Genomic DNA, 26,595 nt, shown 5'->3' on the forward strand with positions numbered 1-26,595 from the left:
GCATTTTTTGAATAAATTTTCGAAATGTGCTCCGCGAACTTAGTCTGGGCTGCATCAATCCCGGCTTTTTCAAGGAGGAGTAGCCCGATGGCGGATGATGTACTCAACGCAATGACCGACGACATGTTGCACGTTATGAAGTGGCACAACGGCGACAAGGAATTTTCGCCGTTCTCGGATGTCGAGATGGCTCGCCGCCAGAACGATGTACGCGGATGGATGGCGAAGAACAATGTCGATGCGGCACTGTTCACATCCTATCATTGCATCAACTACTATTCCGGCTGGCTCTACTGCTATTTCGGCCGCAAATACGGCATGGTCATCGACCACGACAAGGCCACCACCATCTCCGCCGGCATCGATGGCGGCCAGCCATGGCGCCGCAGCTTCGGTGACAACATCACCTACACCGATTGGCGTCGTGACAACTTCTACCGAGCGGTGCGCCAGTTGACCGCGGGCGCCAAGCGTATCGGCATTGAGTTCGACCACGTCTCGCTCGACTTCCGCCGCCAGCTCGAGGAAGCGCTGCCGGGCGTGGAGTTCGTCGATGTCAGCCAGCCCTCGATGTGGATGCGCACCATCAAGTCGGCTGAGGAACACAAGCTGATCCGCGAGGGCGCACGAGTATGCGATGTCGGCGGCGCGGCCTGCGTGGCGGCGGTCAAGGCCGGCGTGCCGGAGCATGAAGTGGCGATCGCCACCACCAATGCCATGATCCGCGAGATTGCCAATTCGTTCCCCTTCGTCGAATTGATGGACACCTGGACCTGGTTCCAGTCGGGCATCAACACAGACGGCGCACACAACCCGGTCACTAACCGCATCGTGCAGTCGGGCGATATCCTTTCGCTCAACACTTTCCCGATGATCTTCGGCTATTACACCGCGCTTGAACGCACCCTGTTCTGTGATCACGTCGACGATGCCAGCCTCGACATCTGGGAGAAAAACGTTGCCGTCCACCGTCGCGGCCTGGAACTGGTCAAGCCGGGCGCGCGCTGCAAGGACATCGCGATGGAGCTCAACGATATGTATCGCGAATGGGACCTGCTGAAGTACCGCTCGTTCGGCTATGGTCATTCCTTCGGCGTGCTGTGCCACTATTACGGCCGTGAAGCGGGCGTTGAGTTGCGCGAGGACATCGACACGGTGCTGGAGCCCGGCATGGTGGTTTCGATGGAGCCGATGGTCATGCTGCCCGAGGGCGCGCCGGGCGCCGGCGGCTATCGCGAGCACGACATTCTGATCGTGAAGGAGGACAGCGCCGAGAACATCACCGGTTTCCCGTTCGGCCCCGAGCACAACATCATCAGGAACTGAAGGCCATGTTCCATATTCCCCACGACTGCCCTGGGGAATTGGCGGATCGGCATTGCCGCTCCTTCGGAGCCGGTAGCCATGCGGCCACGCTGCTCGCATGCCTTGCCCTGGACTGGGCGAGGCGTCACCTGGGCAGCCGGCGTACCGTTCGCGTTCCGGACGGGCCGCAAGAGCAGCCTGCAGCGGAGCCCGAGCCGAAATCCGGCGGTTTGGTTCTGCCCAACCGTTCGTTCTGACGCACAACGCAAGAAAAAGCCGCGGCCAATGCCGCGGCTTTTGTGCTTTCGTGGAAAACCCTCTCAGCGTGGGAACTCGGCTTCCAGTGCCTTCACGATGCCGTCGACGCATACCTGCAGCAGTATCTCGCCCTTCTCGGCTGAAGCGTCCTTCGGCGAGGACAGGGTGCCGCTGACGGGCGTCCATTCGGGTCTGGGTGGGTACACGTCGTAGGGCGGAAAGGTCGCCGGCGCATGGTCGATCGCGCGCTCCAGCCGCACCTGTTCGGGATAAAGCGCCAGCATCAGCGAGGTTTCGAGCACGCCGCCATGTTCGATGTCCCAGCCGGGGAACCCGTTGGGATAGAGGCTGGCGATCGTCGCCTTGTCGACGAAATCCCAGTAGGAAAGCACGACGATCTTCATGTCGTCGATGCCGCCCCATTTGAGTTCGCGCAGGGCCAGGTCAATGCCCTCGATGATGAACCAGGAATTCTCGAAATGGCCGTTGACCAGGCTGATCCGGCGCACGCCATGGCGGGCGAATTCCTTGATGACATCGCGCAGTGCGGCCACCAGGGTTGCACCGTCGAGGCTGGTGGTACCGGGCAAATGGTTACCGCCGCCGGATTTCTGGTGCGATTTGTAGCCATAGGTGAAGGGTGGGGCGACCAGAGCCCCGGTGCGGACGGCGACGCGCCGCGCGAATTCCACCGGCAGAAGCACATCGACATTCATCGGCATGTGGTGGCCGTGTTGCTCCATCGAGCCGATGGGCAACAGGATCGGCGTGCCGCCGTCGCGCACCCTGGCGTAATAATAGGGCCAGGAAAGCTCGGCGGCGAAAACGGATTGCTCAGGCATGGACTTCTCCCATTTAGTCTCGAAGTCCATGATTGGGGCCATTGCCAAGATATGAGAAATTTATAATCGTCATCCTCGCATGAGGAATCGAAATCCATGCGTAACATAGTCAATTTCCAGACTGACCTGCTTCGCACCTTCGTGTCGGTGATCGATTTGGGTGCTTATACCAAGGCCGGTGATCTGCTGGGGCGCACCCAGCCGGCAATCTCGCTGCAGATACGCAGGCTTGAGGAACTGGTCGGGGCGCCCGTGATCAAGCAGGTCGGGCGCTCGCTGATGCTCACCAGCGAAGGCGAGATGCTTCTGAGCTATGCGCGCGAAATATTGCGCCTTAACGATGAGGCAGCCTCCTATTTCAACCGCGCCAACATATCAGGCGTGTTGCGCGTCGGCCTGCCCAACGACTATGCGGTGGCCTTCCTGCAGGGAGTAATCACCGAATATACGCGCCAGCATTCCGAGATCTCGCTGGAGATCTATTGCGGCTGGAGCGCGGAAATCCTCGACCGGTTACGCGCCGACGAACTCGACCTTGCGATTGCCATGGTCAACGGCGAGCGGGCGCAATATCTGTCCCGGTCATGGATCGAGCGGCCGATTTGGGCTGCAGCGGAAGGCGCGAGTTTCGATCCAGTGACGGGCATTCCGCTCGCTGCCCATCCCGAAGGCTGTGCTTACCGCGCGCGAATGATCCAGGCTCTCGATACGGCACAGATGCGCTGGCGCGTCGCCTATACCGGCTCTGGCATTGCCGGGTTGCAGAACGCAGTGGTCAACGGCCTCGGCGTCAGCGCGCTGACCCGCTACACCATGCTGCCCGGCATGCGCGCGCTGAACGAGGACGACGGCTTTCCGCCGCTGGCCGAAATCCGCGTTGGCCTGTTCTACAAGCATCCGCGCCTTTCGGACGCTGGCATACGGCTCGTCAACCACATCATCGCCCGGCTGGACGAGGCGGGCGTCTCCGGCGACCCAGTGCGCGGGCATGCCGAACTCGATCGCCAGTAAGTGCCACTGATAAGCAATGCAAATGCGAAAATTATGATAATTAATTTTCCAAATGTACTGGTGCTGCATACCCTTACGGAAACAAACGAAAAAAGGGGAATGCAATGACCATCAAGGGAGTACTGTCGGGGTCCCGTACCCGACGTGAAATTCTGAAGGGCGCAAGCGTTCTGGGCGGCGGGATCCTGGCGATGCCGTATCTTAGCCGGCTTGCTTTTGCCGAGCCGGTCGAACTCAACATGCTGGCCTGGTACGGCCATGCCGAGCCCGACGTGGTCGCCGAGTTCGAGGCGGAGAACAACGTCAAGTTCAAGCCGAAATACTATACCGGCGGCGACAATATGCTGGGCCTGATCGCTCAATCGCCTCCCGGCACCTTCGACCTGATCCTCTCCGACGCCGAATATGTCCAGCAGCTCAACGCTGCCGGCTATATCGAGGAACTCGATCCCAAGGACTACAATTTCGACGACTATTTTCCCGAGTTCCAGAGCTTTCCCGGTCACTGGAAGGACGGCAAGCTTTATTCGGTTCTCACCCGCTTCGGCTTTCTCGGTGTTGCCTACAACACCGAGGCGATCACGGAAAAGGAAGCCTCGACCTACAACATCTATTGGGCCGACAGGCTGAAGGGCAAGGTCGGGCATTTCGACTGGCACCTGCCCAACCTCGGCCAGATGAGCCTGCTGAACGGCAACGCTTCGCCCTATGACATCGACAACGCTGCCTGGAAGGCGATGCAGGAAAAGACGATGTCGCTGCGCCCGCAGATCGGTGGGTTCTTCGACTATGGCGGCACCTTCTCCTCGCTGCAGAATGGTCAGATGCTGGCCATGGCCGGCATTGGCGACTGGATTACCGGCACACTTGAACGGAATGGCGCCAAGGTGCGCAGCGTCATCCCCGAAGAGGGTGGGCTACAGTTCACCGAATCCTTCTCCATCGGCAAGGGCACCAAGAAGGGTGATCTGGCAAAGAAGTGGGTCCAGTACATTACATCGCCCAAGGGGCAGGTGAAGTCGGCCAACATGGCGGCCTATCCTTGCCTCATCCCGAACAAGAAGGGCTGGGAACTGCTGGCCAAGGAATCCCCTGAAGAAGCCAAGCGGCAGGGCATGCTGCTCAACCAGAGCAACGTGATGGATCTCATCCGCAATGGCCGCATCAAATATCGCCAGTTGCCGGTGCAGCAGAGCCTTGAGGACTGGAACGACTTCTGGTCCGAATACAAGGGCTCGTAATCGACGGGCCTTCCGGGCTCGCTGCATTGAGGCAGCCGGGGCAGGGGCGGGGGGCGCCTGCCCCGTTCCGGCAATCTCTGCGCGGCGGCTGGCCGGGCAGTCGAGCCTCCAGCCTGGAACGGACGCGATGCGGAAACCGATCACACTCTATGGACTGACCTTTTCCCTGCCGATGCTTGTCTGGCAGGTGATGTTCTTTCTCGCGCCGCTGCTGTTCCTGATCGCGCTTAGCTTCTGGACGGTCAAGAATTTTCGGATGCAGCCGGATTTCGACACCGTGAACTGGGTCAGGATGCTCAGCCGCGGCGTTTTCTGGGATGCCTACCTGCGCACCTTCGGGCTGGCGACAGCAGCCGCCATCATCACCAGTGCGCTGGCCTTTCCCTGTGCCTATGCCATCGCCTTCAAGCTTTCGGACACGGCGCGGCGCTGGGCCATCTTCCTGATGGTCATCCCCTTCTTCACCAGCTACCTCGTACGCGTTTATTCCTGGCAGATCTTCCTGTCCGACCACGGCATCTTCAACGCCCTGTTCGCCAAGGTGGGGCTGGGGCCGTTCGGCATGCTCAACTCCGTCTTCGGCACGATGATTGGTTATCTCACATTGAGCTTTCCACTTGTCGTGCTGTTGCAGCTCTTCAGCCTGATCTTCGTCGACAGGACGCTCATCGAGGCAGCGCATAATCTGCGTTGCGGCCGGCTGCGCACCGTCTTTGAAGTCGTCATCCCGGCCGCCCGGGTGGGGCTCGTGATCGCAGCGCTGTTTTGCTTCATCCTCACCTTCGGCGATTTCGTGAGCCCCCTCTATCTTGGAGGCGGCGATCCGCCGACGCTTTCCATCCTAATCACCGACACGACCAAGTCTGGCCAGCAATGGCCGCGGGCGGCGGTGATCGCGCTTGCCATGATCGCAACGCTGCTTGCAGTCGCCTTCACTGCGGTGAGCTACGCCTACAAGGAACGCGGCAGATGAATGACTTCAACCGCAACCGGCTGATCGACTGGGCCCTGAAACTCTACGTCCTGCTTGCCTTCGCCTTCATCTTCGCGCCGATCGCGGCAAGCTTCGTCTTCTCGTTCAATGTCGACCGGTTTCCCTCACTGCCGCTCGGCGGTTTCTCGACGATCTGGTACGAGACGGTGGCCGCCGATCCGCTGGTGTGGGAAGGCCTTCGCAATACGCTCATCGTGGGCATTGTCGTTTCCGTGCTGGCGACGGCAATCGGCTTTGGTGCTGCCTATACCGATTTTCGCTACCGGTTCTTTGGCAAGAACCTCTATCTCGCATTGGCGCTGCTGCCGCCGACTATTCCCGTGGTCATCCTCGGCCTGGCGATGCTCGCCTTCCTGTCCAACGTCAATCTGTCGGGCGCTACTCACTCGGTGATCATCGCCCATGTGGTGATGTGCGCACCGTTTGCCATGGCCATCGTGCGGCTGCGTCTATCGCAGATGGACCCTTCGCTGGAAGCGGCGGCGTGGAACCTCGGCGCATCCGAATGGATGGCGATGCGCCATGTCATTGTTCCCTTCTGCAAGCCGGCTATCTTTGCCGCGCTGTTTATCACCATGGCCGTGTCGTTCGACGAGTTTGCCGTCGCCTGGTTCGTTTCGGGCCTTAGCGAGACGCTGCCGGTGAAAGTGCTCGGCTTCCTGCAAGGCCAGGTCAGCCCGCGCATCAACGTTATCGGCACCTTCGTCTTCATCGCCTCTATGACGCTGGTGGTGCTTGCCCAGATACTACTCATGAAACGCAGTGCCGCGCCCAAGGCGACGGCAGCACGAGCCGGAGCGAAGCTGTCATGACCGACCAATCCCTTGTCGTCTTTGATAGCGTCGTCAAGCGGTTCGGGAATTTCGTCGCCGTCGAGAAGATGGATTTCGAAATCCGCAAGGGCGAGTTCCTGGCCATCATGGGGTCGAGCGGCTGTGGCAAGACCACGACGCTGCGCATGCTGGCGGGATTGGAAGCGCCGACCGAAGGCGAAATCCGTCTCGCGGGCAGGCGGATCAACGATCTGCCGACCTGGCAGCGCGACACGCCGATGGTGTGGCAGAGCCTTGCCTTGTTTCCGTTCTTGACGGTGCGGGAAAACGTCGAGTTCAGCCTTCGCATGCGCGGCGTGGAAAAATCGGAGCGCCGCAGGCGCGTCGATAAATGGCTTGAGCGCATGCAGATCAGCGAATTTGCCGACCGCAATGTCGCGCATCTTTCAGGTGGTCAGCGCCAGCGCGTCGCGCTTGCGCGATCGCTGGTGACGGAGCCAGAGATCCTGCTGCTTGACGAGCCGCTGTCGGCGCTGGACGCGCATCTCAAGGTGCGCATGCAGACGGTGCTTTCCAATTTGCAGCGCGATCTCGGCATCACCTTCGTCTACGTCACGCACAGCCAGTCCGAGGCGTTCTCGATGGCCGACCGCGTCGTTATCATGAGCCGCGGGCGCATCGAGCAGATCGGCAACCCGCAGGAGATCTACCGCGCCCCGCGCACGAAGTTCGTTGCCGAATTCCTCGGCTCGTCCAATATCTTCGCCGGCAGCGTTTCTTATGCCAACGGCCAGTCGCTGAAGATCGCTACCCCGGCGGGCGAATTCATCGTCGTGCCGAATGCCGCGAGACCTCTGGCCAAGGGCGACAGGGCTACCTTTGTGGTGTCGGACGACCGCGTGCATCTCAGCAGCCAGCCGCCGGCCGACGGCTACAACGCCATGCAGGCATCGGTTGTTGGCGAAGAGTTCGTCGGGGCAACGGCGGTGATCCATCTCGAAGGCGCCGAGCGGATTGAGATCAAGGCACAGAGAAGCCACGAGGAGCTAGAGCGACTGAATCTCGAGCCCGGCGCCAAGGTGTGGGTGTCGTGGCGCCCCGAGGCGACGCACATTCTGCCAGGCGAATAGAACGCTTTCACCTGACCACTAAGCCGGCGCCGTCGGTTCACGCGGCCATGCGGAAAGCCGCCGGCGTAGTGCCGCGCCGCTCGCGGAAGGCGCGGATGAAATGCGAGGAATCGCAAAAGCCCGTTGAAGTCGCGATCTCGGTCACCGACTGGCCCGTATGGCGCAGCAAGAACTCGGCATATTCCAGTCGCATGATCTTGTAGGCGAGCGTTGGCGCCATGCCGACATTCGCCTGAAAATGCCGCTCGAGCTGGCGCCTACTCGCGCCCAGGCGGCGCGCGATTTCGGCTGCCGATAGCGGTGCGTCGATGTTTTGCTGCATAAGCAGCAGCGCCTTTCTCACCAGTGCGTCGTCCGTCGTGAGATCGAGCGGAATGCCCGGCTGCGGCTTCTCTGCTCGCAAGGCGTCATCGATGATCATGATGTGCAGGCTCTTGCGCGCCTGCGCCCGGCCGACATGCTTTTCAACCAGATGCGCGGCCAGATGCGCCGAGCTTGCGCCGCCCGAGCAGGTCAGCCGGCCGCGGTCGACGATGAAGATCTGGTCGGAGACGGGCTTCAGCCCATCGAACTGCTCGAGGAAGTCGGCGTGGTGGAACCAGCTTACGCAGCAGCGATAGCCGTCCATCAGACCGGCGCGGTGCAGGATAAAGGCGCCAGTGCAGACGCCGACCAGCGGCACTTCCGCGGCCGCCGCGCGCTGCAGGTAGCGCGTATATTCGGGGCTCAGATTGGGGATCTCGTCGATCAGCCCACCCACCACGACGATGTAGTCGAATTTCCTCGGGTCGCCGAGGCGCTCGTTCGGCTGCACCAGTACGCCGCAGCTCGACGCCACCGGGCTCATCGTATCCGACAGCACCGTCCACTCGCACAGGATCGGCCGGCTGCGATCGCCCTCGTCGGCGGCGAGCCTCAGCACGTCGACGAAATTGGCGAAAGCGCAGAGCGTGAAGCGGCGGGCAAGGATGAAGCCGACGGACAGGCGCGGCGCGGGTGCCCCGCGCTTTGACTGGCGGCTGGACCTGACGCTGCGTTCCATGAAACCTCCCACCATGTCCCTGCCGCACACGTAATATCGTGATGACGCAGTTATTCTGTCCAACATCGAGGCGTCTCGCAATACTCGGACCATGTTGAACTCCGGGGAGTGCTATGACCCGCTTTTCGTTTTCGTCGCTCCTGACCAACGCCCTGACAGGTAACAAGAACTGGCAGCCGCAATGGCCCGATGCCGAGCCCAAGGCCGAATATGACGTCGTGATCGTCGGCGCGGGCGGGCATGGGCTCGGCGCCGCCTATTACCTTGCCCGGGAGCACGGCATCACCAACATCGCTGTCATCGAGAAGAGCTGGCTGGGTGGCGGCAACACCGGCCGCAACACCACCATCATCCGCTCCAACTATCTCTATGACGAAAGCGCGATGCTCTACGAGCATGCCATGAAGCTGTGGGAGGGCTTGAGCCAGGAGCTCAACTACAACGTCATGTTCTCACAGCGCGGGGTGATGATGCTGGCGCATAACGTGCATGACGTGCAGAGCTTCAAGCGCCACATTCATTCCAACCGGCTGAACGGCATCGACAATGAATGGCTGACGCCGGAGCAGGCCAAGGAATATTGCCCGCCGCTCAACATTGCTGCCAATGCGCGCTACCCGGTGATGGGTGCCGCACTGCAGCGGCGCGGCGGCGTCGCCCGCCACGATGCGGTGGCCTGGGGCTACGCCCGAGGCGCAGCGGCTCGAGGCGTCGACATCATCCAAAACTGTCCGGTGACGGCGATCCGCCGCGATGCCTCCGGCAAGGTGAGCGGCGTCGAGACAGCCAAAGGTCTCATCAAGGCCAAGAAGGTCGCGGTGTCGGCGGCGGGCAGCACCTCCATAGTCATGGACACGGCCGGTGTACGCCTGCCGCTGGAGAGCTTCCCGCTGCAGGCGCTGGTATCGGAGCCGGTCAAGCCGATCTTCCCCTGCGTGGTCATGTCCAACACCGTGCACGCCTACATCTCGCAGTCGGACAAGGGGGAGCTCGTAATCGGCTCGGGCACCGACCAATACGTTTCCTACAGCCAGCGCGGCGGTCTGCCGCTGATCGAGCACACAGTGGCGGCGATCTGCGAAGTGTTCCCGATATTCACCCGCATGCGCATGCTGCGCAAATGGGGCGGCATCGTCGACGTCACGCCTGACCGCTCGCCGATCCTCGGCAAGACGCCGGTGCCGGGCCTCTATGTAAATTGCGGCTGGGGAACGGGCGGATTCAAGGCAACGCCGGGCGCCGCCCATGTCTTCGCCCACACCATCGCCAGCGACGAGCCGCACTGGATCAATGCGCCGTTCACGCTCGAGCGTTTCACCACCGGCCGGCTGATCGACGAGGCGGCGGCTGCCGCCGTCGCGCACTGAGGGAGGACAATAAATGCTTCTGATCCGCTGCCCCTATTGCGAGGCCGAGCGCCCGGAGGTGGAGTTTGTCTATGCCGGCGAGGCGCATATCGCGCGCCCGGCCGACCCGTCGAAGCTGACGGACGACGAGTGGAAGAGTTTTCTGTTCATCCGCTCCAACCCGCGCGGCACCCATTTCGAACGCTGGCGGCATCAGCATGGCTGCGCGCGTTTCTTCAACGCGGTGCGCGACACCGTCAGCGACAAATTTGTGATGACATACAAGGCCGGGCTCCCCCGCCCGATCGAGACCGAACTTGAGGAAGCACGGTCATGACCAGCTACCGTATTCCCGGCAGAGGCCGCATCGATCGCAACAAGCCGGTGCGCTTCACCTTCAACGGCGCCAGCTACCCTGGCTTCCAGGGCGACACCCTTGCGTCTGCGCTGCTCGCCAACCGCGTGCATCTCGTAGGCCGCTCGTTCAAGTATCATCGCCCGCGCGGCATTCTCTCTGCAGGATCGGAAGAGCCGAACGCGCTGGTCGGCACGAGCCGTGGCCCGGGCCGTTTCGAGCCGAACACGCGGGCGACCGTACTGGAAGTCTTCGACGGGCTTTCCGCTACCAGCCAGAACCACTGGCCATCGCTGAAATGGGACATCGGTGCGATCAACGACGCGCTCTACATGCTGTTCTCGGCCGGCTTCTATTACAAGACCTTCATGTGGCCGAAGTCGTTCTGGAACAAGGTCTACGAGCCGCTCATCCGCGGTGCCGCCGGACTAGGCAACTCGCCAACGGTGCCCGACCCAGACACCTATGCAAGCCGCTTCGCCCATTGCGACGTGCTCGTCGTCGGCGCAGGCCCGGCGGGGTTGGCAGCGGTGCTGGAAGCGGGCCGCAGCGGCGCCAAGATCATTCTCTGCGATGAGCAGGCCGAACTGGGCGGTTCGCTGCTTTCGGAAACGGATGCGGGTATCGAGGGGCTGTCCGGTTGGGACTGGTTGAAGTCCGCCAAGGACGAACTAGCGGCGATGCCGAATGTGACCGTTCTGCCGCGCACCACGGCGATCGGCTACTATCACCAGAACCTCCTCGGCCTGTGCCAGCGGCTCACCGACCACCTAGCCAGCCCGCTGGAAGGCGCGCCGCGTGAGCGCATGTGGAAGGTGCGTGCGAGACAAGTGGTTCTGGCGCAGGGCTCGATCGAAAAGCCGCTGGTGTTCGACGGCAATGATCGTCCGGGCGTGATGCTTGCGGGAGCCGCGCGCAGCTATCTAAACCGCTACGGCGTCAAGGTCGGCAACCGCCCGGCAGTGGTCACCTCGCACGACAGCGCCTGGCTGGCCGCATTCGACCTTGCCCAGGCAAGCGCGAAGGTCGCAGCCATAGTGGACGTCAGGCCAGAGGTTGCCGGTCATCTGAAACAACGCGCTGCTGGCCTTGGCATCGAGGTTCTGACGGGCTGGACCGTCACCGGCACCAGAGGCCGCCTGCGCGTTTCCTCGGTGCACGTCAATCCAGTCAGCCGTGGCGGGGTGGTCGGTCCGGCCCGCACGATTGCCTGCGACGCGCTCTTGATGAGCGGCGGCTGGACGCCGAGCGTGCATCTGTTCTCGCACACCAAGGGCAAGCTCGACTGGAACGAGGAAGGCCAGATGTTCCTGCCGGGCGAGCGCACGGAGGAAAGCCGCTGCGCCGGCGCAGGCAATGGCAGCTTCGGCCTGGCGGCAGCGCTCGCGGAAGGTGCCGCGGCGGGAGCGGCTGCGGCCGTCGATGCCGGCTTCAAGGCGAAGGCCGCGGCCTATAAGGTCGATGACGAGGTGCCGCTGACTGGCATCAGCTGCCGTGAGCTGCCGACGGATCGCAATGCCTCGAAAGCCAAGGCCTTCGTCGATTTCCAGAACGACGTCACCGCCAAGGACATTCGGCTCGCCGTGCGCGAGGGCTTCAAGTCAATCGAGCACATCAAGCGCTACACAACCAACGGGATGGCGACAGACCAGGGCAAAACCTCGAACATCAACGGCTTGGCAATCGCCTCCGATGCGGTGAAGCGGCCCGCACCCGCTGTGGGCCTCACCACGTTCCGCCCGCCCTACACGCCGACCACCTTCGGTGCCTTTGCCGGCTACAATCGCGGCGAACTGTTCGAGGTGACACGCAAGACGCCGATCGATGCCTGGGCCGAGGAAAACGGTGCGGTTTTCGAGCCGGTGTCGCTGTGGCGCCGCGCCTGGTATTTCCCAAAGCCGGGCGAGGACATGCACGCCGCGATAGCACGCGAATGCAAGGCGGTGCGCGAGTCGCTCGGCATGTTCGACGCCTCGACGCTCGGCAAGATCGAGATCGTCGGGCCGGATGCGGCCGAATTCCTCAACCGCATGTACACCAACCCGTGGTCGAAGCTTGGCGTGGGCCGCTGCCGCTATGGCGTGCTGCTCGGCGAGGACGGTTTCATCCGCGACGACGGCGTGATCGGGCGCGTGTCGAGCGACCGCTTCCATGTCACCACCACCACCGGTGGGGCGGCGCGTGTGCTCGCCATGATGGAGGACTATCTCCAGACCGAGTGGCCGGACCTCAAGGTGTGGCTCACCTCTACCACCGAGCAGTGGGCGGTCATCGCCCTGCAGGGGCCGAATGCGCGCAAGCTGCTGGAGCCGCTGGTCGATAGCATCGACCTGTCGGAGGAGGCGTTCCCGCATATGTCGGTGGGTGAAGGGCGCATCTGCGGCGCGCCGACCCGGCTGTTCCGCATGAGCTTCACTGGGGAGCGTGGCTACGAGGTCAATGTGCCGGCGCGCTACGGCCGCGCGGTGTGGGAAAAGCTCTATGAAGCCGGTCAGCAATTCGGCATCACGCCCTATGGTACCGAGACCATGCACGTGCTGCGCGCCGAGAAGGGCTACATCATCGTCGGCCAGGACACCGACGGCACGCTGACGCCGGACGATGCCGCCCTCGGCTGGGCTATCGGCAAGGCCAAGCCCGACTTCGTCGGCAAGCGCTCGCTGACGCGGCCGGACATGCTGAAGGACGATCGCAAGCAACTCGTCGGCCTGCTGACCGCCGATCCGAACACGGTGCTGGAGGAGGGGGCACAGATCGTGCTCGATCCGAACCAGGCGCTGCCGATGATGATGGTCGGCCACGTCACCTCGTCCTACTGGAGCGCGACGCTCGGACGCTCAATCGCGCTTGCCGTTGTCGAGGGCGGCAGGGCACGCGAAGGCGAGACCATTCATGTGCCCATGCCCGATCGCACGCACCAGGCCAGGATCGTCGGCACGGTATTCTTCGATCCCGAAAACAAGCGTCTCAGCGCATAGGAGTCGACCATGCTGCATGAACATCATCCGCTGGTGGGGCGGGAAATCGCCGTGCGTGAGGCCGCTCCGCTCAGCATCCGCGCTGTTGCCGACTGCGCGCGCTTCAGCCTGCGGATCGATCCGGCACGGATTGTCGAAGCTTCGAAAGCCTTCGGGCTTTCCTTGCCGGAAAGGATCGGCGACGTGACGGTTTCAGGCGACCGGCTTGCCGTCCGCCTCGGCCCGGACGAGTGGTATCTGACGGCGCCGTTGGCCGAGAACCAGGCCATCGAGCGCGACTTTGCCAAGCTCTATGCGACAGTGCCGCATAGCCTGGTCGATGTCGGCCACAGTGAAGTCGGCATCGAGGTGGAGGGCACGGCGGCTCTGCTTGCTCTGCGTTCGGGGATTGCCTTCGACATCGAGGCGATACCCGCCGGCACCGGCTGCCGCACCATTTTCAACAAGGCGCAGATCGTGCTGGTTCGCGAGGCGGAGAACCGGTTCCGCATCGAGGTCTGGCGCTCCTTCGCCGATCACGTCTGGGGCATTCTCCAGGCCGTTAGCCGCGAAATCGCAATCGACATTTGATTGCATCTCATAAGAGGTGGGCAAGGGGTCTCACAAGACAATCGCCGAACCATCACTCCTGCGTAGGGCTATTGCCGGGCGGTCGGTGCTCCTGACGTCCGATCAGCCATTCGCTGGCCGCGCAGATGATGAGCATCAGGCAGATCAGCAGGAGCCCCGCGGGTTGCTCGCGACCGAGGTGGACCAGCGAGCCGAGCAGCACGCCTGCCATCAACACCGCGCCGAGTACGATTAGCAACCGTATGCCGCCGGCCGATTTGCGTAAGCGCCAATGCGCAGCAAAGACGGCAAGATAGGCAATGAGGAAAGTGACGCCGGCAAGGTTTGCGATGGCGCCCAGCGGAAAGGCGAGAATGAGCGCCAGTGAGATGGCCAAAGCAATGAGTGCTGCACGGATGGGTATCCCGGTGTGCATCTCGACCCAATCAGTCACCACCGTCGAAGAAATTCGCGATGGCGCGCCGAGTGCCAGCCTGTGGTTCCAGTTGTACGTGTGGAAGAACAGGGACCTTTCGCGATCGCTGCTCGAACGCGTGGGAAAGGCGGGTGTGACCACGCTGGTCGTCACCGCCGACACGCTGGTCGTCACCGCCGACACGCCGGTGGGCCCGAAGCGCGAATACAATCAGCGAAACGGCTTCTCAATCCCGATCAAACCGTCAGGACGCTTGGCCTGGGACGTCGTAACTCATCCACGCTGGCTGTGCGGCGTACTACTTCGCTATATGGTGACCACCGGAATGCCGACCTACGGTCACTACCCACAGGAATTCCGAAGTAGGGTCACGCGACCATCCGTCGCTGAGGACGTCAGGCTCGAAAACCACTTGAACTGGGACGACATACGGGATCTGCGGCGCTGGTGGAGGGGCAAGCTGCTCATCAAAGGCGTCCTTAGCTTACGCGACGCGTTGAAGGCGAAAGAGGTTGGCGCGGATGGCGTCGTCGTGTCCGCTCATGGTGCACGCAACTTGGATGCGGCGCCCGCCCCAATCGCGGTTCTTCCGCACATTGCCGACGTCCTGGGCGACAAGCTTGAGATCCTTGCCGATAGTGGTGTGGTGCGCGGCAGCGACATCCTCAAGTACATCGGCAGCGGCGCCACATCGGTCATGGTCGGCCGGCTTCCGCTGTGGGGCCTGGCGGCCGGAGGTGAGGCCGGGGCCTACGCCCTTCTGACGATGTTGCGGGAGGAGATCGATATAACCCTGACGATGCTCGGCATTCGCGCGCCCGCCGAGACACGGACGTTAGCCACTGGCAGGTGACGCTCAAACGATCCAGAGCGAATGCCGCAGGCGCAGGACTGACTTGAAACGCAGGCGATGTTCGACACCGAGAAGAGGGCGGCAAGTGCGCCTGATCCCGCCTCGTGAAACCCGTCGTCAAACGCCAGAAGAAGTCGCGCCCCTTACCCATCACGTCTGTCCTTGTCGAACCAGTCATGACCTGCAGCATCGCTTCGACCTTTATGTTCTCCTCCCGGCCCATTCGATAGGCAAGTGTGAGTTGGTCGATCGCCTCGACGATTTCGTTGTCTGTCCAGCCGGCGGCACGCACGTTGTCGATCAGATCATACAGCGCGTCCTCGATCGCCTGCTGACAGTCGATATCCCTTTCGGGATAGTGTTCCTGCCGTTTCGGCGGGTCGATCTGCGCCATCTGGGTCGCGGTTCAGGCCGCTAGCGGCTCGATCATATTGGCGTTGTCGTTTCGCCTTCTGTCCTTGGTGGATGAGTTGACCGCGCGATTCACGCGATAGAATTCCAGGCTGCCATCCAAATCATGATTCAGCAGACCCTTGGCGTCCGGGACTGATGTCGACGGGTCCAACCATCCATCGTAGACGGCAGGATCAAGAATGATCGGCTGGCGATCGTGCAATTGCTTCATCGGCTCCTGCGCCGCCGCGGTCAGGATCGTGCAACTGGTTATGTCGAGCGCCTGGTTGTAGGCCCACAGGCCGGCGAATGAGAAAGGCTGGTGCTGCGGCAGATGGATGTGCCAGGGGTCTTTCTCGCCGTCGGCGCCCTTTGACCATTTGTAAAAACCATCCGCTGGGATCAGACAGCGCTTGGCCTTGAACGAGTCCCGGAAAGCCGGCTTGCTGTCGGCATCTTCCGAACGCGCATTGAATAGCGTGAACTTGGGCATTTCCTTCGCCCAGAACGGCACCAGCCACCAGCGGCCCTCGCGGACCTTGTGATGGCCGTCATCGCCGGCAGTGATGAACGTGACGCCCTGCGTCGGCGCGATTTTGTAGCGGGCTTCGGTGTTTCTGCCCCTGTCATTGACGGTCAGTCGATACTACGCGTGGATTTCAGCCCAAGTGTGATACTGCGTGAACCTACCGCACACTTTTCCTCTCCTTGCCCGTCCGGCCAACGTTGAAAGCATAGGTATAACCACGGAGAAAGGCGAGAGTGAGGGCTTCCCGCCTGGGCGTCGTGCTGGCCCAACTGGATGGCGCCGTAAGCCGGTACACACTTTCAATTCTGTGCTGGCCAGGCCTAAAAAAGGCCCCGGCAGAAAAGAGCCGGGGCCCCAGAGAACCTGATTAGGTTTTTTTCTTCGTGATTAGCGTCAGCGTTCCATCTGTGACCATGCTTGTGCCGACCACGTGTGCAGATGTCGCCCCTTTGGCATCGAGCGCGGCTTTCGCCTCCGGGATGCCATCGATGCCAGTGCGCAGCTTCTTGAGATTGGCTTCGCCAGCCTGCGCCGCAATTTGTTCTACCTGCTTTTGTGCCTTGTGAGGCAATTCGCTGACATCGACGACGTTGATGCGCTGGATTTTTGGTGCTTCCGGTGTAGCTACCGGTGCCTGCTTCGGCGGCTGTGGCGCTGATGTTTCTTGTGCGTTCGCCGCCAAGGCGCCAATGAAGGTGATGCTTGCTGCCAGCATGATAGCTTTGCGCATGGGTATCCCTTTCAAGTTGGCCCCCGCCAACCGACCAACCCACAACGACAATGAGTTCATAGGCTGCCATTCACGGGGCCATTTCGTGACCATATGTTGTCGACGGTGTGAGATGCGGTGCCGAACAGTAAAAAGGTGTCCGCAGTGTCCGCAGACGGGTGCCCATCCGAGCTAGCTTGGTGCCCCAATCCCTAAGGTGGCCCGACATCCCGCAAGGCAGGGTGTGGGGGAGCCTGCGAAAGCCGGGCCGGCCCCGATGGAATCGGGACACTGACCTTATACCAGCGGTGGGGCCGCATCGCCGCTCAAACTCACACAGAGCTAACAGCTATGACACCTGTGAGGGCGTCACTCCACACTGTGCGGGACCTCGCCTGATCTCGTGACGGCTGACATGCGGTGTCCACCCAGAGATAACAGCGCCCAGACCCAGATGACGAAGATCGCCACCAGTCCTGTCAGGATTCAATAAGGCCAGCGGCCGTAGCCGCCGCGATGCGGTTTCGGACTCATCGCACCTCCTCGGCTGAATCTAACCCCAGCGGCGCAGTAAGCTGACAGGGTAGGAGGCACTTCGTCAAAAACTTCCGCAACGCTGGCTTACCCCCAGCGAGTTGGCAGCGTGACGGAAGTTCAGGTGCTCGGCAACCGCCAACGTCTGAACCAATGACGTCAAGGGAATGCGTGAACCAAGAATGGTCCGGTCACGCATATCCGCCTTGGTGCGCCTCCTCATGATCAACACATCGGACAGAAAGCCGATGTGCTACCGCGTTGCGGATATGAGAAGCATCATCGGCCTCTCAATTTCTTCCTCCAAAGCTGGGTTCTCTCTGATCTGCTCCAGCGATGGCGCGAACTCTTCAACGACTTTGATCGTAAACCCGGCGCGGATCAGTGTGTTGAGCGTCGTGCCAATGGTCCGATGATATTTGACAACTCCTTTTACAAACCAGTCGGTCTGGCGCTCGCCCTCAACAGAATAGCGGTTCACAGGCCAGGTCTTGCGACCATCCTCATCTTGGATCCATCGCGGATGAGTGGCCGCCATGAAAATCGGATGCTCGATGGTAAGGACGAAATCGGCTCCGGGCACGAGCGATCGATGAACCATGCGAGCGAGCCGTTCGAAGTCGCGAACATAGTGAAATGTCAGGGCGCTGTAAGCGAGATCGAACGCTGCTTCGGGCAACTCAAGTGTTTCAAGATCTGCCGTTCGGTACGTGATCGCATCGTCGCTCGTGATCTCTTGCGCACGAGAGATCATCTTCTCGGACAGGTCGATCCCGAGGACTGACGTTGCCCCCTGTTCGCGCATCCAGCGCGAAGCCCAGCCGAAACCGCAACCGAGGTCGACGATCCGTGTGCCGGCCAAGTTAGGAAGCAGAGCGCGTATCGCCGGCCATTCGGGCGCGCCGGAGAGCCCCTGAACTTATCTGGGAAGCTGGCTATAGCCAGAAAAGAAGTCGGGATTGTCGTAGATATTTTGTGCCATGATGGACTCCATCGAAGATGATGGGACGAGGCACAGGTCATGCGGAAAGCCTCGTCCACGAAGGGCGCGAGGCCTAGGTATCGTTCCGCTGTCGATATTAAAGCGGTCGACGTCCCGGCATCCCGCCTACTGGGATGCCGGCGAACCGGGAGACAATATGAGTATCCTTCTCGACCATGGAGAAATGATATTATCCGGTATTGTTGGCGTCAACAGAGTGTCGTCGAGGTCGAAGAGAGGGCGCCGGTATTTCATTTTTCAATCCATTGAAGAGCGATGCCAATGACCTGTCGAGCGTCACAGGCAACTGGATAGCCGGCGCGGCCAGGCCGAACGGCATATGTCCAAGGCGGGCTAAGGTGGTGGGTTCCGCCCACAAATGACAACCTCTAAGGTTCGAGATTGGTGACAAATCGGTCCTTCAGCCGGTCGCAAAATTGGATCGCGACAAGCTAAGTCATTCCTTCTATCTCATTCCGTCAGGCGGCAGCTCCCGCCCCGCACAGCCTCGATAACCACGGAAAGAGTTTGCTCCCGAGTATGCGCATCTATCGGCAGGGCATGCCGCTCAAGCTGACCTAGCGATGAGAGTTGCTTGTGGAGTTCCGTGATTGGACCGGGATCATTCAAGGTGTCGCCGCCACGCTCTTGGCAGCGGCGGATGGCCACATCGAGAGGCGGGCGGAGAACCACGTAGTGAACTGGTACGGAGATTTTCCTGAACGGAGCGAGGAACCACGGTCCGACAATGCCGTCCACGATGACAAAGTAGCCGCCGCTGGCATAGCCTTCGGCGGCCTGCGCTAGCACATCGACAACAACGGTGTTCTGGTCATGAGCTTCCGGCAGATAGGGCTGGATCGCTCCATTCTTGATGAAATGCCAGAAATCGTCGGAATGAAGATGGACCTTCGACGATCCGGGCTCTCTGGCGAGCGCCTGCGCCGTCGTGGTTTTTCCGGAACCGGGAGGCCCGGTCAGAATGAGTATTTCGCCTGTATGATTCATCCGCCTTCTACCTAGCATTGAGCAGGCGTCTGCAGATCACAGCCCGCCCGCCCTGTTCAGGCCGGCCCTCACACAGGTCATCGCCGACGGCGTCGCCCGGGGCGTCTTCGATACGTTCGATGCGGAGAGTGTGGCCGACCTGCTCTTGAACCTTCCCGCGAGCACCTATCCCATTCTTGCTGAGATCATTGCGTCACCAGCGAAAGGCCGAATGGAGGAGCTGATCGATCTGCTCGATCGCCGCCTGCGCTTGTACGGAATCGCCATCGACCGGGTTCTCGGTCTCCCGGATGGAAGCGTGCCGCTCGCCAACATCCAGCACCTCCGCAAGCTCATCAGCGCTCGAGATTCCTCATGATACGGTCCCTGAACATCGCGACAGCTTCGGGCAGCCAGCCATTGGCAACAGGCTAGTGGTGAAAACCTGACGCTTGGTACCCGCAATGAACGGCAAGATCCGACCTCGAAGTGGCCATTCAGGGTTGGATTGGTGTTTGCCGAAAGCTGCCGCCTTATGGGTGCAACACATGATGCACCCCACGTCTGAGCAGAAAACTCAGTTTAGAACCGGGTCGAGGCTGCGGCGGGTCCCAAAGTTACTGCTCGGCTTTGTCGTAGGCGCGACGATGTTCTTCAATGGTAGGCAGATTATCTCGAATCCAAAAGTTGAGTCCTTCAAGGGCGTGCAAAACGCCGGTTCCCATGTCGGTCAACTCGTATTCGACCCGCGGTGGCACTTCGGGAAAATAATGACGCACGACAAGCCCGTCGCGCTCTAGATTGCGCAGTGTCAGCGTCAGCATTCGCTGGGTGATCCCGTCGATCTCTTTTTTGAGCGCTGAAAAGCGGAGCCGCCGCTCATCTGCGCGGGAGAGACGCCACAGGACTTGGACAGTCCATTTGTCACCGAGCCGCGTGCAGATCCCGTTTGATGGGATTGGTTTGAACTCCAGATTGCCCTCTGGCGCCTGATATGAGCGGGCATGAATGGAATTGTCCAAGAGTATCATCCCTGTACCTGATGCTGAAAAATGTGCCGTCTTCCAACGTCATTCTATCTGTATATATGGATGCCCTTGGTTCAACACGAGGGTTCTCATCAATGACCAATGACAAACGTCCGATCCTGGTTTTCGGTGCGACCGGTCGTCAGGGCGGATCGGTCGCTAAAGCTTTGCTGAAGGCAGGGTGGCCTGTTCGCGCACTTGTACTGGATCCAATGGAACCGGCCTCGATTGCCCTACGAGACGCAGGCGTCGAACTGGTGCCCGGGTCATTCAAAGACACGGATGTGATCCGGGCGGCGATGAAAGATGCTTATGGCGTTTTCAGCGTCTTGCCAGCCAACTTGGCGGCAGAGGAAGAAGTACGCTACGGCACCTCTCTCGCTGACTTGAGTGTCGAAAGCGGCGTCGCTCATCTCGTTTATTCCTCGGGCGCCAGCGCCGGGGATAAGCTGACAGGTGTGGCGCGGTTCGACGCCAAACCTCGCATCGAGGCGCACATCCGCAAACTGCCCATCAGCGCAACCATCGTCAGGCCCATGATCTTCATGGAAATGCTTGTGCGACCTAGGTTCGGCTTGGACGAAGGGCGGTTGCTCTCTCTTATCAGACCAGATCATTCGATCCAGCTTACTGCCGTGAACGACATCGGAAAGTTCGTTGCGGCCATGTTCGCCGACAAGGCTCGGTTCGGCGGGGTGACTTTGAAGATCGCAAGCGACAGGGTGACAGGTCTTGAGCTCGAAGCCGCCTTTACCGAAGTCGCCGGTCGCCCGATAACTTATGCACGCCTTCCGGATGACGTTCTCGCAGCCAATGCGGACCTCGCGCACATGGCTAAGAGCTTGGAAGATGGCCCGCTGGCAGAACGTGTCGATCTAAACGCTATGCGGGAGATCAATCCAGAACTCCTCTCTTTCCGATCTTGGCTTGCCGGCAGCGGACGCAAGGCGCTCGTTGACGCCTTAGGGACAAGTGCTGCCCACCAACCAGAGTAGCAGTGTTTTGGTGGCTTCGATCGCTGCCGCCGCTCCGGCATGCGAGCGATCGCAGAAGCAAAGGCGAGCGAAAACGCCCGCGGACAGAATGTGACTGCTTAATTGCGCAACCACGCAGATCTTCGTTCCAGCGAGCAACGCCAGGAGCGGACTGGCGGCTTCCCACCCCAGAGCAGCTCTCCGTGTCGGGCACCAAGCGTCAGGCTTTCACCACTAGCTTCCTCTCGCAAACTCAATGATTGGTACCGCTGCTATGAATCCAACTCCATCTGAAGCCGCAGGCGAACCGCAGGTGACCACCGAGTGGCGAGGCCCATTTAAGAACAGCGAAGTCAACTTACTGCACGCAGAGTGCTTCGAGCATAGGTTATTCGAGGACGATTGGTGGGCCCAGGTCAACCGCATCAGCCTGGGCTGGGTCTGTTTGCGCCAAGCAACAAATCTGATCGGGTTCGTTAATGTCGCCTGGGATGGAGCTGTCCACGCCTTCGTTCTGGACACGATGATAACGACTGCATTCAGGCGACAGGGCCTTGCGACAGATTTGATAAGGGAGGCGGTTGAACGTGCGAGGGAAGCCGGCTGCGAATGGCTTCATGTTGATTTCGATCCTCACCTCCGCTCGTTCTATTTCGACGCTTGCGGCTTCAGGCCAACGGACGCTGGACTCATCCCACTCAAGTAGCAGCGATGACGATTGAACTCAGTCGCGCCGAACTCCACGCTGTCGCCGGCTACGCTGCCGTTTGCGCGCGGGAAGCGTTGCCGATCTTCGAAGCCGAATGCCCTGAAGATCCACGACCTCGCACGGCGATCGAGGGGCGTTCGCGGACGGTGCCGAGCGAACTAAAGCGATCCGAGATAGCGCGTGGGCTGCGCAGCGGGCAGCTCAGGAAAGCCGGGACGCCGGACTGGCTGCTGCAAGCGAAGCCGCACGCGCTGCTTTGGCCGCGGCAGGCGCGGCGTTTCTTCACCCGCTCGCGAAAGCGACGCAGGTCAAACATATTCTCGGGCCGGCCGCCCATGCGGCGCGAGCGTTTGAGCTTTCCGCTGGCGACGATCCAGATGTGGGTACGACCCATGTGGAGAAAGCGGGGCTGCTCGATTTCCCAATGTGCGGGTGGTGCTGCGCTGCTAGGGTCGCAAGCGCGTCAGCGCCGCTTTCGCGTCGGGGAGGATGCCACGGAACACCCACGTCGACCCATGCCTGGGGCGACAAGGATTCCTGCAAAGGGCGGGTGGCGTAGATTGGCTCCAGGGTTGGGAGCTTCTTGCAGCTAACAAAAGCTTGTCGTTTCAGCCGCAACGGGGGCACTTGCATCCGGCCTCCGTCTCTGGCGGACGAGCGACTTTCTGGCAGGGGACAGGCTAGTTGTGGTTGTATGCCCGGCCGCCTGTGGGTGGACATCCACTACATCATCGCCTATATAGAGATCTGTGATGCCGATTATCGATTTCATAGATTGTATTTTCGGCAGCAGTAATCAAATCCAGAATTGGATGTCGGTAATATAGATCGTAGATAAGGAGATATTATCTGCCGATGCAGGCGGATGTGATTGCCTCATAATGCCGTTTAATATTGAATTTGAGAAATCGGATGCCTCGCGAGGCGTCAAAATCACCCTCAGGAACGTTTACAAGGTTTTCGGAGGCGTTACCGGGCGTGCGTTGGAGATGGCACGCGCAGGCAAAAGCAAGTCCGAAATTCGAGCAGCCACCGGTTGTGCGATCGGCGTCGATAGTGCAAGCTTCGACATCATGGCTGGCGAGACCTTTGTCATCATGGGCCTGTCTGGCTCCGGCAAGTCGACCTTGCTCCGCCTTCTCAACCGCCTGATCGAGCCAACCTCCGGCACCATCGAGATAGACGGCCGCGACATCACCAAGATGTCGAAGCGCGAGCTGATTGAGCTGCGTCGGCGCGACATGAGCATGGTGTTCCAGTCATTCGCCCTCCTGCCCAATCGCAATGTCCTCAACAATGCAGCCTTCGGGCTGGAAGTTGCGGGCGTGGGCGAGGCCGAGCGCGCCGAAAAGGCGCTTGCCGCACTCGACGCGGTCGGCCTCAAGGCCTATGCGCAGAGCAGGCCGGACGAACTTTCCGGCGGCATGAAGCAGCGCGTGGGTCTGGCGCGGGCGCTCGCCAGCGAGCCCACCATCCTGCTCATGGACGAGGCCTTCTCCGCACTCGATCCGCTCATCCGGACAGAGATGCAGGACGAGCTGATGCGCCTGCAGGGCGAAAACAGCCGCACGGTCATCTTCGTCAGCCACGACCTCGACGAGGCTATGCGCATCGGCGACCGCATCTGCATAATGCAGCACGGCAAGGTCGTGCAGGTCGGCACCCCGGACGAGATCGTCTGGAAGCCCGCCAACGACTATGTGCGTTCGTTCTTCCGCAACGTCGATGTCTCGCAGGTCTTCAAGGCTGGTGACATCGCGCGCAAGGCGCAGCTTACCATCATCGACCGGCAGGGCGTCTCCGTGGCGGCCGCGCTGGAGCAGATGGAGCAGTCGGGCCGGGACGTGGCAATCGTCGTCGGCCGTGACCGGAGATATCACGGCATGGTCAGCCAGGATGCCCTGATCGAGAAGGTGAAAGCCAAGGTCGCAGAGCCATATCGCAACGCCTTCCTGCAAGACGTGTTGCCCATAGCTGCAAGCGAACCCGTGTCGAACGTGTTGGGCCGCGTGGCGGAGAGCCGCTGGCCCGTTCCCGTTGTCGACGAGCAGGGCCGCTATGTCGGCTCGATCAGCAAGTCGTCACTTCTGGAAACGCTCGACCGCGCCGGTTGAGCCGAAACCGAAGGGAAGAAACATGGATTTCAATTTCAGTGTCGGCCACGGCGCTGACGTCACCGTCAACTACATTCTCGACAACTACACGCCCGCGCTGGATGTGATCGCTGCGGCCATCGGCTGCGTCACCGGCGGCATCCAGGGCCTCCTCGTCGGCATCCCGCCTGTTGGCGGCATTGCCATACTGGCGGTCCTGTCGCTCTGGCGCGTGGGCTGGAAGTTCGCCATCTTTGCAACGCTCTCGCTTGCGCTCATCAACCATATGGGCCTTTGGCAGCGTACGATGGAGACGCTGTCGCTGGTGCTTTCGGCCACGATTATAGCGGTCGTAGTAGGTATTCCGGCGGGCATCGCGTCGGCGCGATCGGACCGGGTGGCGAGCTTGCTGCGGCCAGTGCTCGACCTGATGCAGACGATGCCGGCCTTCGTCTATCTGATCCCGGCTGCGATGTTCTTCGGCCTCGGCGCCGTGCCGGGCACGATCGCGACGGTCATCTTCGCCATGCCACCTGTTGTGCGCCTGACAAATCTGGGCATACGCCATGTGCATTCCGAGTTTATCGAGGCGGGCTTGGCCTTCGGCTGTACGCCCTCGCAGCTTCTGTTCAAGGTGCAACTGCCTAATGCGATGCCCTCCATCATGGCCGGCGTGAACCAGACAATCATGCTTTCTCTGTCGATGGTCGTGATTGCCTCAATGATCGGCGCAGGCGGCCTCGGCAACTCCGTGCTGACCGGCATCCAGCGCCTCGATGTGGGCGCCGGCTTCGAGGGCGGCTTGGCCGTCGTTGTCCTGGCCGTGGTTCTTGACCGCATCACCCAGAGCTTCGGCAAGGGCAGTTCGGGCTTGCTGAGCTTCCTTGCCTTCCGAAAAGCCAGCGGACGCATTCGGGCGGCTTCGCAAGCCGCCGGTGTTCCGGCTGATGACGAGCGGCGCTCCGCCGCCGCTTGACCTCCCGAAACCAAGAAGGAGAAGATATGTTCAAAACACTGACACGCATAGGCTTGGCCGCGCTCCTGATGGGCGGCATGGCCACCTCCGCCTTCGCGCAGGACAACAAGTCCGTGAAGATCGGCTGGGCTGCGTGGTCCGACGCCGAATTCGTCACCAAGCTCACCGCGAAGCTCATCCAGGACAAGCTCGGGCAGAAGGTCGAGCTGGTGCAAACCGATGTCGCGCCGCTCTATCAGGGCGTCAGCCGCGGCGATCTCGACGTCATGATGATGGCCTGGCTGCCGCAAACCCATGCCGACTACTACAAGCGCGTCGTGTCCAAGGTGGATACGCTCGGCACCATCTATGACGGTGCGAAGCTTGGCTGGGTTGTGCCGCAATATATTCCTGAGAGCGAGATCAGTTCCATCGACGACCTCAAGAAGGACGATGTGAAGCAGAAACTCGGCGGCACCGTCCAAGGCATCGATCCGGGCGCGGGCCTGACGCGGCTTTCCGAGCAGGCCAACAAGGATTATGGCCTCGACTACAAGCTGCAGATCTCCAGTGAGGCAGGCATGCTGACCACAGTGGACCGGGACATGCGCTCCGAAAAGTGGTTCGTTGCCACGGCCTGGAGCCCGCATTGGATGTTTGGCAAGTACAAGCTGCGCTACATCGACGACCCCAAGGGGGCGCTCGGCAAGGCTGAGCATGTCGACATCCTCGCCCGCAAGGGGTTCAAGCAGGAGAACCCCAAGGTCGCCGAACTCCTGTCACGCATGAAGCTGCCGGTCCCCGAACTCGAGGCGGCCATGTTCGACGCGCAGGAAACCTCCTATGACAAGGCGGTGGACAAATACATCGCCGACCACCCAGAGCGGGTAAAGGCGTGGCTCGGCGAGTAATCGAGCCAACGTGCTGGAGAAGGCGGCATGGACCGGCGGCAATCTTGCTGTCGGTTCTTTTTCGGCGTTGCCACCCCGATAGAGGACAGTCAGTAGACGGCCCGGATCGGACAGGTCGAGAACGTCGATAGATGGTAAGCCCGGTCCGCCTTTGTGGAGGGCATGCGGCAAAGCGGACGTGAATGACATCGCTAACGTTTATCGGGCGGCAACATTGGTCGACAGGGATGCCACAACCTCGAACGTCTGAGTTCAAGGTGCCTCCTGCACTTCCTCGACTTCCGGCGTTACGGGCGCCGGATTGACCACGTAGATATCAGAGCTCAGATCACCGCTGGATCGGATGATGATCCCGTCGTCCTTCAGTCGGCTAAACGTTGCCATGGATAACCGCATGGGTTTGCCTCTGACATCCACGGCGATGATCTTTTCTGACCATGGAACGTGGGTGATCTTGTCGACACGCTTGAGAAAGCGCTTCTCCTTGTCGGTCAGTGTAATCATTTCGGACCGCGCTGTTAGCAAAGCTCGCTGGCTAGAAACGCCCGCGGCACCACGCTGTTCCGCGACGTGGCGACATGCCAAGCTCCGCAGTGGCGCAGCATCGGTCCGCTTCGGCCTCGGTGCGGGCTTTCCCCCGCATCTTCGGAACTTCGGCGGGGCTTAATCGTTTCCGCT

Annotated in this window: 27 protein-coding genes and 2 pseudogenes; 19 read left to right on the forward strand and 10 right to left on the reverse strand. The window is 60.9% G+C overall.

Annotated elements, in window-relative coordinates:
• Nucleotides 1–111 precede the first annotated feature (111 nt).
• Nucleotides 112–1,326 carry a M24 family metallopeptidase gene (locus M2281_RS12380; RefSeq protein WP_280821855.1) on the forward strand — a complete coding sequence of 405 codons (1,215 nt, stop codon included), beginning with the start codon at nucleotides 112–114 and terminating at the stop codon, nucleotides 1,324–1,326.
• A gap of 299 nt (nucleotides 1,327–1,625) precedes the next feature.
• Here the strand turns inward: M2281_RS12380 and M2281_RS12385 are convergent, their stop codons facing one another.
• Nucleotides 1,626–2,405: a creatininase gene (locus tag M2281_RS12385; protein WP_280821456.1), complete on the reverse strand. Its 780-nt coding sequence runs from the start codon at nucleotides 2,403–2,405 to the stop codon at nucleotides 1,626–1,628.
• Nucleotides 2,406–2,501: 96 nt separating this feature from the next.
• Between M2281_RS12385 and M2281_RS12390 the strand changes: the two genes are divergently transcribed.
• From M2281_RS12390 to M2281_RS12410, 5 genes are all read left to right on the forward strand, one after another.
• Nucleotides 2,502–3,416 (forward strand): LysR substrate-binding domain-containing protein, encoded by a 915-nt coding sequence (locus M2281_RS12390; RefSeq protein WP_280821457.1) that lies wholly within the window; start codon nucleotides 2,502–2,504, stop codon nucleotides 3,414–3,416.
• Nucleotides 3,417–3,520: 104 nt separating this feature from the next.
• Complete coding sequence (locus M2281_RS12395) at nucleotides 3,521–4,657, forward strand: polyamine ABC transporter substrate-binding protein (RefSeq protein ID WP_280821458.1); 1,137 nt, start codon at nucleotides 3,521–3,523, stop codon at nucleotides 4,655–4,657.
• Between the two features lie 127 nt (nucleotides 4,658–4,784).
• Nucleotides 4,785–5,630, forward strand: a complete 846-nt coding sequence (locus M2281_RS12400; RefSeq protein WP_280821459.1) for an ABC transporter permease — start codon at nucleotides 4,785–4,787, stop codon at nucleotides 5,628–5,630.
• Nucleotides 5,627–6,463: an ABC transporter permease gene (locus M2281_RS12405; RefSeq protein WP_280821460.1), complete on the forward strand. Its 837-nt coding sequence runs from the start codon at nucleotides 5,627–5,629 to the stop codon at nucleotides 6,461–6,463. The genes M2281_RS12400 and M2281_RS12405 overlap by 4 nt, the downstream gene beginning before the upstream one ends.
• The gene (locus M2281_RS12410) at nucleotides 6,460–7,554 is read left to right on the forward strand and encodes an ABC transporter ATP-binding protein (RefSeq protein ID WP_280821461.1); all 1,095 of its coding nucleotides are present in this window, start codon (nucleotides 6,460–6,462) and stop codon (nucleotides 7,552–7,554) included. Before M2281_RS12405 ends, M2281_RS12410 begins: the two co-directional genes overlap by 4 nt.
• 37 nt (nucleotides 7,555–7,591) lie before the next feature.
• Here M2281_RS12410 and M2281_RS12415 read toward each other — a convergent pair whose 3' ends face one another.
• Complete coding sequence (locus M2281_RS12415) at nucleotides 7,592–8,596, reverse strand: GlxA family transcriptional regulator (RefSeq protein WP_280821462.1); 1,005 nt, start codon at nucleotides 8,594–8,596, stop codon at nucleotides 7,592–7,594.
• A gap of 113 nt (nucleotides 8,597–8,709) precedes the next feature.
• Here M2281_RS12415 and M2281_RS12420 point away from each other — a divergent pair, with 113 nt between their 5' ends.
• The 4 genes from M2281_RS12420 to M2281_RS12435 are packed head-to-tail and all read left to right on the forward strand — an operon-like array spanning nucleotide 8,710 to nucleotide 13,845.
• Complete coding sequence (locus M2281_RS12420) at nucleotides 8,710–9,963, forward strand: sarcosine oxidase subunit beta family protein (RefSeq protein ID WP_280821463.1); 1,254 nt, start codon at nucleotides 8,710–8,712, stop codon at nucleotides 9,961–9,963.
• Between the two features lie 13 nt (nucleotides 9,964–9,976).
• Nucleotides 9,977–10,279, forward strand: coding sequence for a sarcosine oxidase subunit delta (locus M2281_RS12425; protein ID WP_280821464.1), 303 nt, complete (start codon nucleotides 9,977–9,979; stop codon nucleotides 10,277–10,279).
• Nucleotides 10,276–13,275: a sarcosine oxidase subunit alpha gene (locus tag M2281_RS12430; protein ID WP_280821465.1), complete on the forward strand. Its 3,000-nt coding sequence runs from the start codon at nucleotides 10,276–10,278 to the stop codon at nucleotides 13,273–13,275. Before M2281_RS12425 ends, M2281_RS12430 begins: the two co-directional genes overlap by 4 nt.
• Nucleotides 13,276–13,284: 9 nt before the next feature.
• Entirely contained in the window at nucleotides 13,285–13,845 is a 561-nt protein-coding gene (locus M2281_RS12435) for a sarcosine oxidase subunit gamma (RefSeq protein WP_280821466.1), read from the forward strand.
• 52 nt (nucleotides 13,846–13,897) lie between these two features.
• On the opposite strand, the gene M2281_RS12440 is transcribed toward M2281_RS12435, so the two are convergent.
• On the reverse strand, nucleotides 13,898–14,221 hold the full coding sequence (locus M2281_RS12440; protein WP_280821467.1) for a hypothetical protein: 324 nt from the start codon (nucleotides 14,219–14,221) through the stop codon (nucleotides 13,898–13,900).
• Between M2281_RS12440 and M2281_RS12445 the strand changes: the two genes are divergently transcribed.
• Together M2281_RS12445 and M2281_RS12450 are read left to right on the forward strand one after the other, a co-directional pair.
• Nucleotides 14,199–15,113, forward strand: coding sequence for an alpha-hydroxy acid oxidase (locus M2281_RS12445; protein WP_280821468.1), 915 nt, complete (start codon nucleotides 14,199–14,201; stop codon nucleotides 15,111–15,113). The genes M2281_RS12440 and M2281_RS12445 overlap by 23 nt on opposite strands.
• 85 nt (nucleotides 15,114–15,198) lie before the next feature.
• A complete protein-coding gene (locus tag M2281_RS12450; protein WP_280821469.1) occupies nucleotides 15,199–15,531 on the forward strand; it encodes a hypothetical protein in 333 nt (110 codons plus the stop codon).
• Here M2281_RS12450 and M2281_RS12455 read toward each other — a convergent pair.
• From M2281_RS12455 to M2281_RS12475, 5 genes and pseudogenes are all read right to left on the reverse strand, one after another.
• Nucleotides 15,520–16,146, reverse strand: coding sequence for an SOS response-associated peptidase (locus tag M2281_RS12455; protein ID WP_280821856.1), 627 nt, complete (start codon nucleotides 16,144–16,146; stop codon nucleotides 15,520–15,522). The two genes, M2281_RS12450 and M2281_RS12455, sit on opposite strands and share 12 nt — an antisense overlap.
• Before the next feature lie 256 nt (nucleotides 16,147–16,402).
• Entirely contained in the window at nucleotides 16,403–16,765 is a 363-nt protein-coding gene (locus tag M2281_RS12460; protein WP_280821470.1) for a hypothetical protein, read from the reverse strand.
• 595 nt (nucleotides 16,766–17,360) lie between these two features.
• Nucleotides 17,361–17,501, reverse strand: a pseudogene (locus M2281_RS12465) (LysR family transcriptional regulator); the annotation flags it as partial.
• 30 nt (nucleotides 17,502–17,531) lie between these two features.
• Nucleotides 17,532–18,260, reverse strand: a pseudogene (locus M2281_RS12470) (class I SAM-dependent methyltransferase).
• A 471-nt stretch (nucleotides 18,261–18,731) separates the two neighbouring features.
• Nucleotides 18,732–19,268, reverse strand: a complete 537-nt coding sequence (locus tag M2281_RS12475) for an ATP-binding protein (RefSeq protein WP_280821471.1) — start codon at nucleotides 19,266–19,268, stop codon at nucleotides 18,732–18,734.
• Nucleotides 19,269–19,398: 130 nt separating this feature from the next.
• On the opposite strand from M2281_RS12475, the gene M2281_RS12480 reads away from it, so the two are divergent.
• A complete protein-coding gene (locus M2281_RS12480) occupies nucleotides 19,399–19,626 on the forward strand; it encodes a hypothetical protein (protein ID WP_280821472.1) in 228 nt (75 codons plus the stop codon).
• A gap of 238 nt (nucleotides 19,627–19,864) precedes the next feature.
• Here the strand turns inward: M2281_RS12480 and M2281_RS12485 are convergent, their stop codons facing one another.
• A complete protein-coding gene (locus M2281_RS12485; RefSeq protein ID WP_280821473.1) occupies nucleotides 19,865–20,278 on the reverse strand; it encodes a winged helix-turn-helix transcriptional regulator in 414 nt (137 codons plus the stop codon).
• A gap of 92 nt (nucleotides 20,279–20,370) precedes the next feature.
• Here M2281_RS12485 and M2281_RS12490 point away from each other — a divergent pair, with 92 nt between their 5' ends.
• From M2281_RS12490 to M2281_RS12515, 6 genes are all read left to right on the forward strand, one after another.
• On the forward strand, nucleotides 20,371–21,270 hold the full coding sequence (locus M2281_RS12490; RefSeq protein WP_280821474.1) for an NmrA/HSCARG family protein: 900 nt from the start codon (nucleotides 20,371–20,373) through the stop codon (nucleotides 21,268–21,270).
• 253 nt (nucleotides 21,271–21,523) lie between these two features.
• A complete protein-coding gene (locus tag M2281_RS12495) occupies nucleotides 21,524–21,955 on the forward strand; it encodes a GNAT family N-acetyltransferase (RefSeq protein WP_280821857.1) in 432 nt (143 codons plus the stop codon).
• Between the two features lie 5 nt (nucleotides 21,956–21,960).
• On the forward strand, nucleotides 21,961–22,551 hold the full coding sequence (locus M2281_RS29210) for a putative immunity protein (RefSeq protein ID WP_425537717.1): 591 nt from the start codon (nucleotides 21,961–21,963) through the stop codon (nucleotides 22,549–22,551).
• Between the two features lie 288 nt (nucleotides 22,552–22,839).
• Nucleotides 22,840–24,072 carry a glycine betaine/L-proline ABC transporter ATP-binding protein ProV gene (gene proV / locus M2281_RS12505; protein WP_280821476.1) on the forward strand — a complete coding sequence of 411 codons (1,233 nt, stop codon included), beginning with the start codon at nucleotides 22,840–22,842 and terminating at the stop codon, nucleotides 24,070–24,072.
• Between the two features lie 22 nt (nucleotides 24,073–24,094).
• Nucleotides 24,095–25,027: an ABC transporter permease gene (locus M2281_RS12510; RefSeq protein ID WP_280821477.1), complete on the forward strand. Its 933-nt coding sequence runs from the start codon at nucleotides 24,095–24,097 to the stop codon at nucleotides 25,025–25,027.
• 26 nt (nucleotides 25,028–25,053) lie between these two features.
• On the forward strand, nucleotides 25,054–25,917 hold the full coding sequence (locus M2281_RS12515; RefSeq protein ID WP_280821478.1) for a glycine betaine ABC transporter substrate-binding protein: 864 nt from the start codon (nucleotides 25,054–25,056) through the stop codon (nucleotides 25,915–25,917).
• A 252-nt stretch (nucleotides 25,918–26,169) separates the two neighbouring features.
• Here M2281_RS12515 and M2281_RS12520 read toward each other — a convergent pair whose 3' ends face one another.
• Nucleotides 26,170–26,421, reverse strand: a complete 252-nt coding sequence (locus M2281_RS12520) for a hypothetical protein (RefSeq protein ID WP_280821479.1) — start codon at nucleotides 26,419–26,421, stop codon at nucleotides 26,170–26,172.
• Nucleotides 26,422–26,595 lie beyond the last annotated feature (174 nt).

The sequence above is a fragment of the Pseudaminobacter soli (ex Li et al. 2025) genome (genome assembly GCF_029892515.1).
In the GTDB taxonomy this organism is placed as follows: domain Bacteria; phylum Pseudomonadota; class Alphaproteobacteria; order Rhizobiales; family Rhizobiaceae; genus Pseudaminobacter; species Pseudaminobacter soli_A.

Bases quoted from the DNA above. Each gene is read 5' to 3' on its own strand.
- M2281_RS12380 (WP_280821855.1), top strand. From the start codon at position 112: ATGACCGACGACATGTTGCACGTTATGAAGTGGCACAACGGCGACAAG.
- M2281_RS12385 (WP_280821456.1), bottom strand. From the start codon at position 2,405: ATGCCTGAGCAATCCGTTTTCGCCGCCGAGCTTTCCTGGCCCTATTAT.
- M2281_RS12390 (WP_280821457.1), top strand. From the start codon at position 2,502: ATGCGTAACATAGTCAATTTCCAGACTGACCTGCTTCGCACCTTCGTG.
- M2281_RS12395 (WP_280821458.1), top strand. From the start codon at position 3,521: ATGACCATCAAGGGAGTACTGTCGGGGTCCCGTACCCGACGTGAAATT.
- M2281_RS12400 (WP_280821459.1), top strand. From the start codon at position 4,785: ATGCGGAAACCGATCACACTCTATGGACTGACCTTTTCCCTGCCGATG.
- M2281_RS12405 (WP_280821460.1), top strand. From the start codon at position 5,627: ATGAATGACTTCAACCGCAACCGGCTGATCGACTGGGCCCTGAAACTC.
- M2281_RS12410 (WP_280821461.1), top strand. From the start codon at position 6,460: ATGACCGACCAATCCCTTGTCGTCTTTGATAGCGTCGTCAAGCGGTTC.
- M2281_RS12415 (WP_280821462.1), bottom strand. From the start codon at position 8,596: ATGGAACGCAGCGTCAGGTCCAGCCGCCAGTCAAAGCGCGGGGCACCC.
- M2281_RS12420 (WP_280821463.1), top strand. From the start codon at position 8,710: ATGACCCGCTTTTCGTTTTCGTCGCTCCTGACCAACGCCCTGACAGGT.
- M2281_RS12425 (WP_280821464.1), top strand. From the start codon at position 9,977: ATGCTTCTGATCCGCTGCCCCTATTGCGAGGCCGAGCGCCCGGAGGTG.
- M2281_RS12430 (WP_280821465.1), top strand. From the start codon at position 10,276: ATGACCAGCTACCGTATTCCCGGCAGAGGCCGCATCGATCGCAACAAG.
- M2281_RS12435 (WP_280821466.1), top strand. From the start codon at position 13,285: ATGCTGCATGAACATCATCCGCTGGTGGGGCGGGAAATCGCCGTGCGT.
- M2281_RS12445 (WP_280821468.1), top strand. From the start codon at position 14,199: ATGAGCGCCAGTGAGATGGCCAAAGCAATGAGTGCTGCACGGATGGGT.
- M2281_RS12460 (WP_280821470.1), bottom strand. From the start codon at position 16,765: ATGCGCAAAGCTATCATGCTGGCAGCAAGCATCACCTTCATTGGCGCC.
- M2281_RS12475 (WP_280821471.1), bottom strand. From the start codon at position 19,268: ATGAATCATACAGGCGAAATACTCATTCTGACCGGGCCTCCCGGTTCC.
- M2281_RS12485 (WP_280821473.1), bottom strand. From the start codon at position 20,278: ATGATACTCTTGGACAATTCCATTCATGCCCGCTCATATCAGGCGCCA.
- M2281_RS12490 (WP_280821474.1), top strand. From the start codon at position 20,371: ATGACCAATGACAAACGTCCGATCCTGGTTTTCGGTGCGACCGGTCGT.
- M2281_RS12495 (WP_280821857.1), top strand. From the start codon at position 21,524: ATGAATCCAACTCCATCTGAAGCCGCAGGCGAACCGCAGGTGACCACC.
- M2281_RS29210 (WP_425537717.1), top strand. From the start codon at position 21,961: ATGACGATTGAACTCAGTCGCGCCGAACTCCACGCTGTCGCCGGCTAC.
- proV (WP_280821476.1), top strand. From the start codon at position 22,840: ATGCCGTTTAATATTGAATTTGAGAAATCGGATGCCTCGCGAGGCGTC.
- M2281_RS12510 (WP_280821477.1), top strand. From the start codon at position 24,095: ATGGATTTCAATTTCAGTGTCGGCCACGGCGCTGACGTCACCGTCAAC.
- M2281_RS12515 (WP_280821478.1), top strand. From the start codon at position 25,054: ATGTTCAAAACACTGACACGCATAGGCTTGGCCGCGCTCCTGATGGGC.
- M2281_RS12520 (WP_280821479.1), bottom strand. From the start codon at position 26,421: ATGATTACACTGACCGACAAGGAGAAGCGCTTTCTCAAGCGTGTCGAC.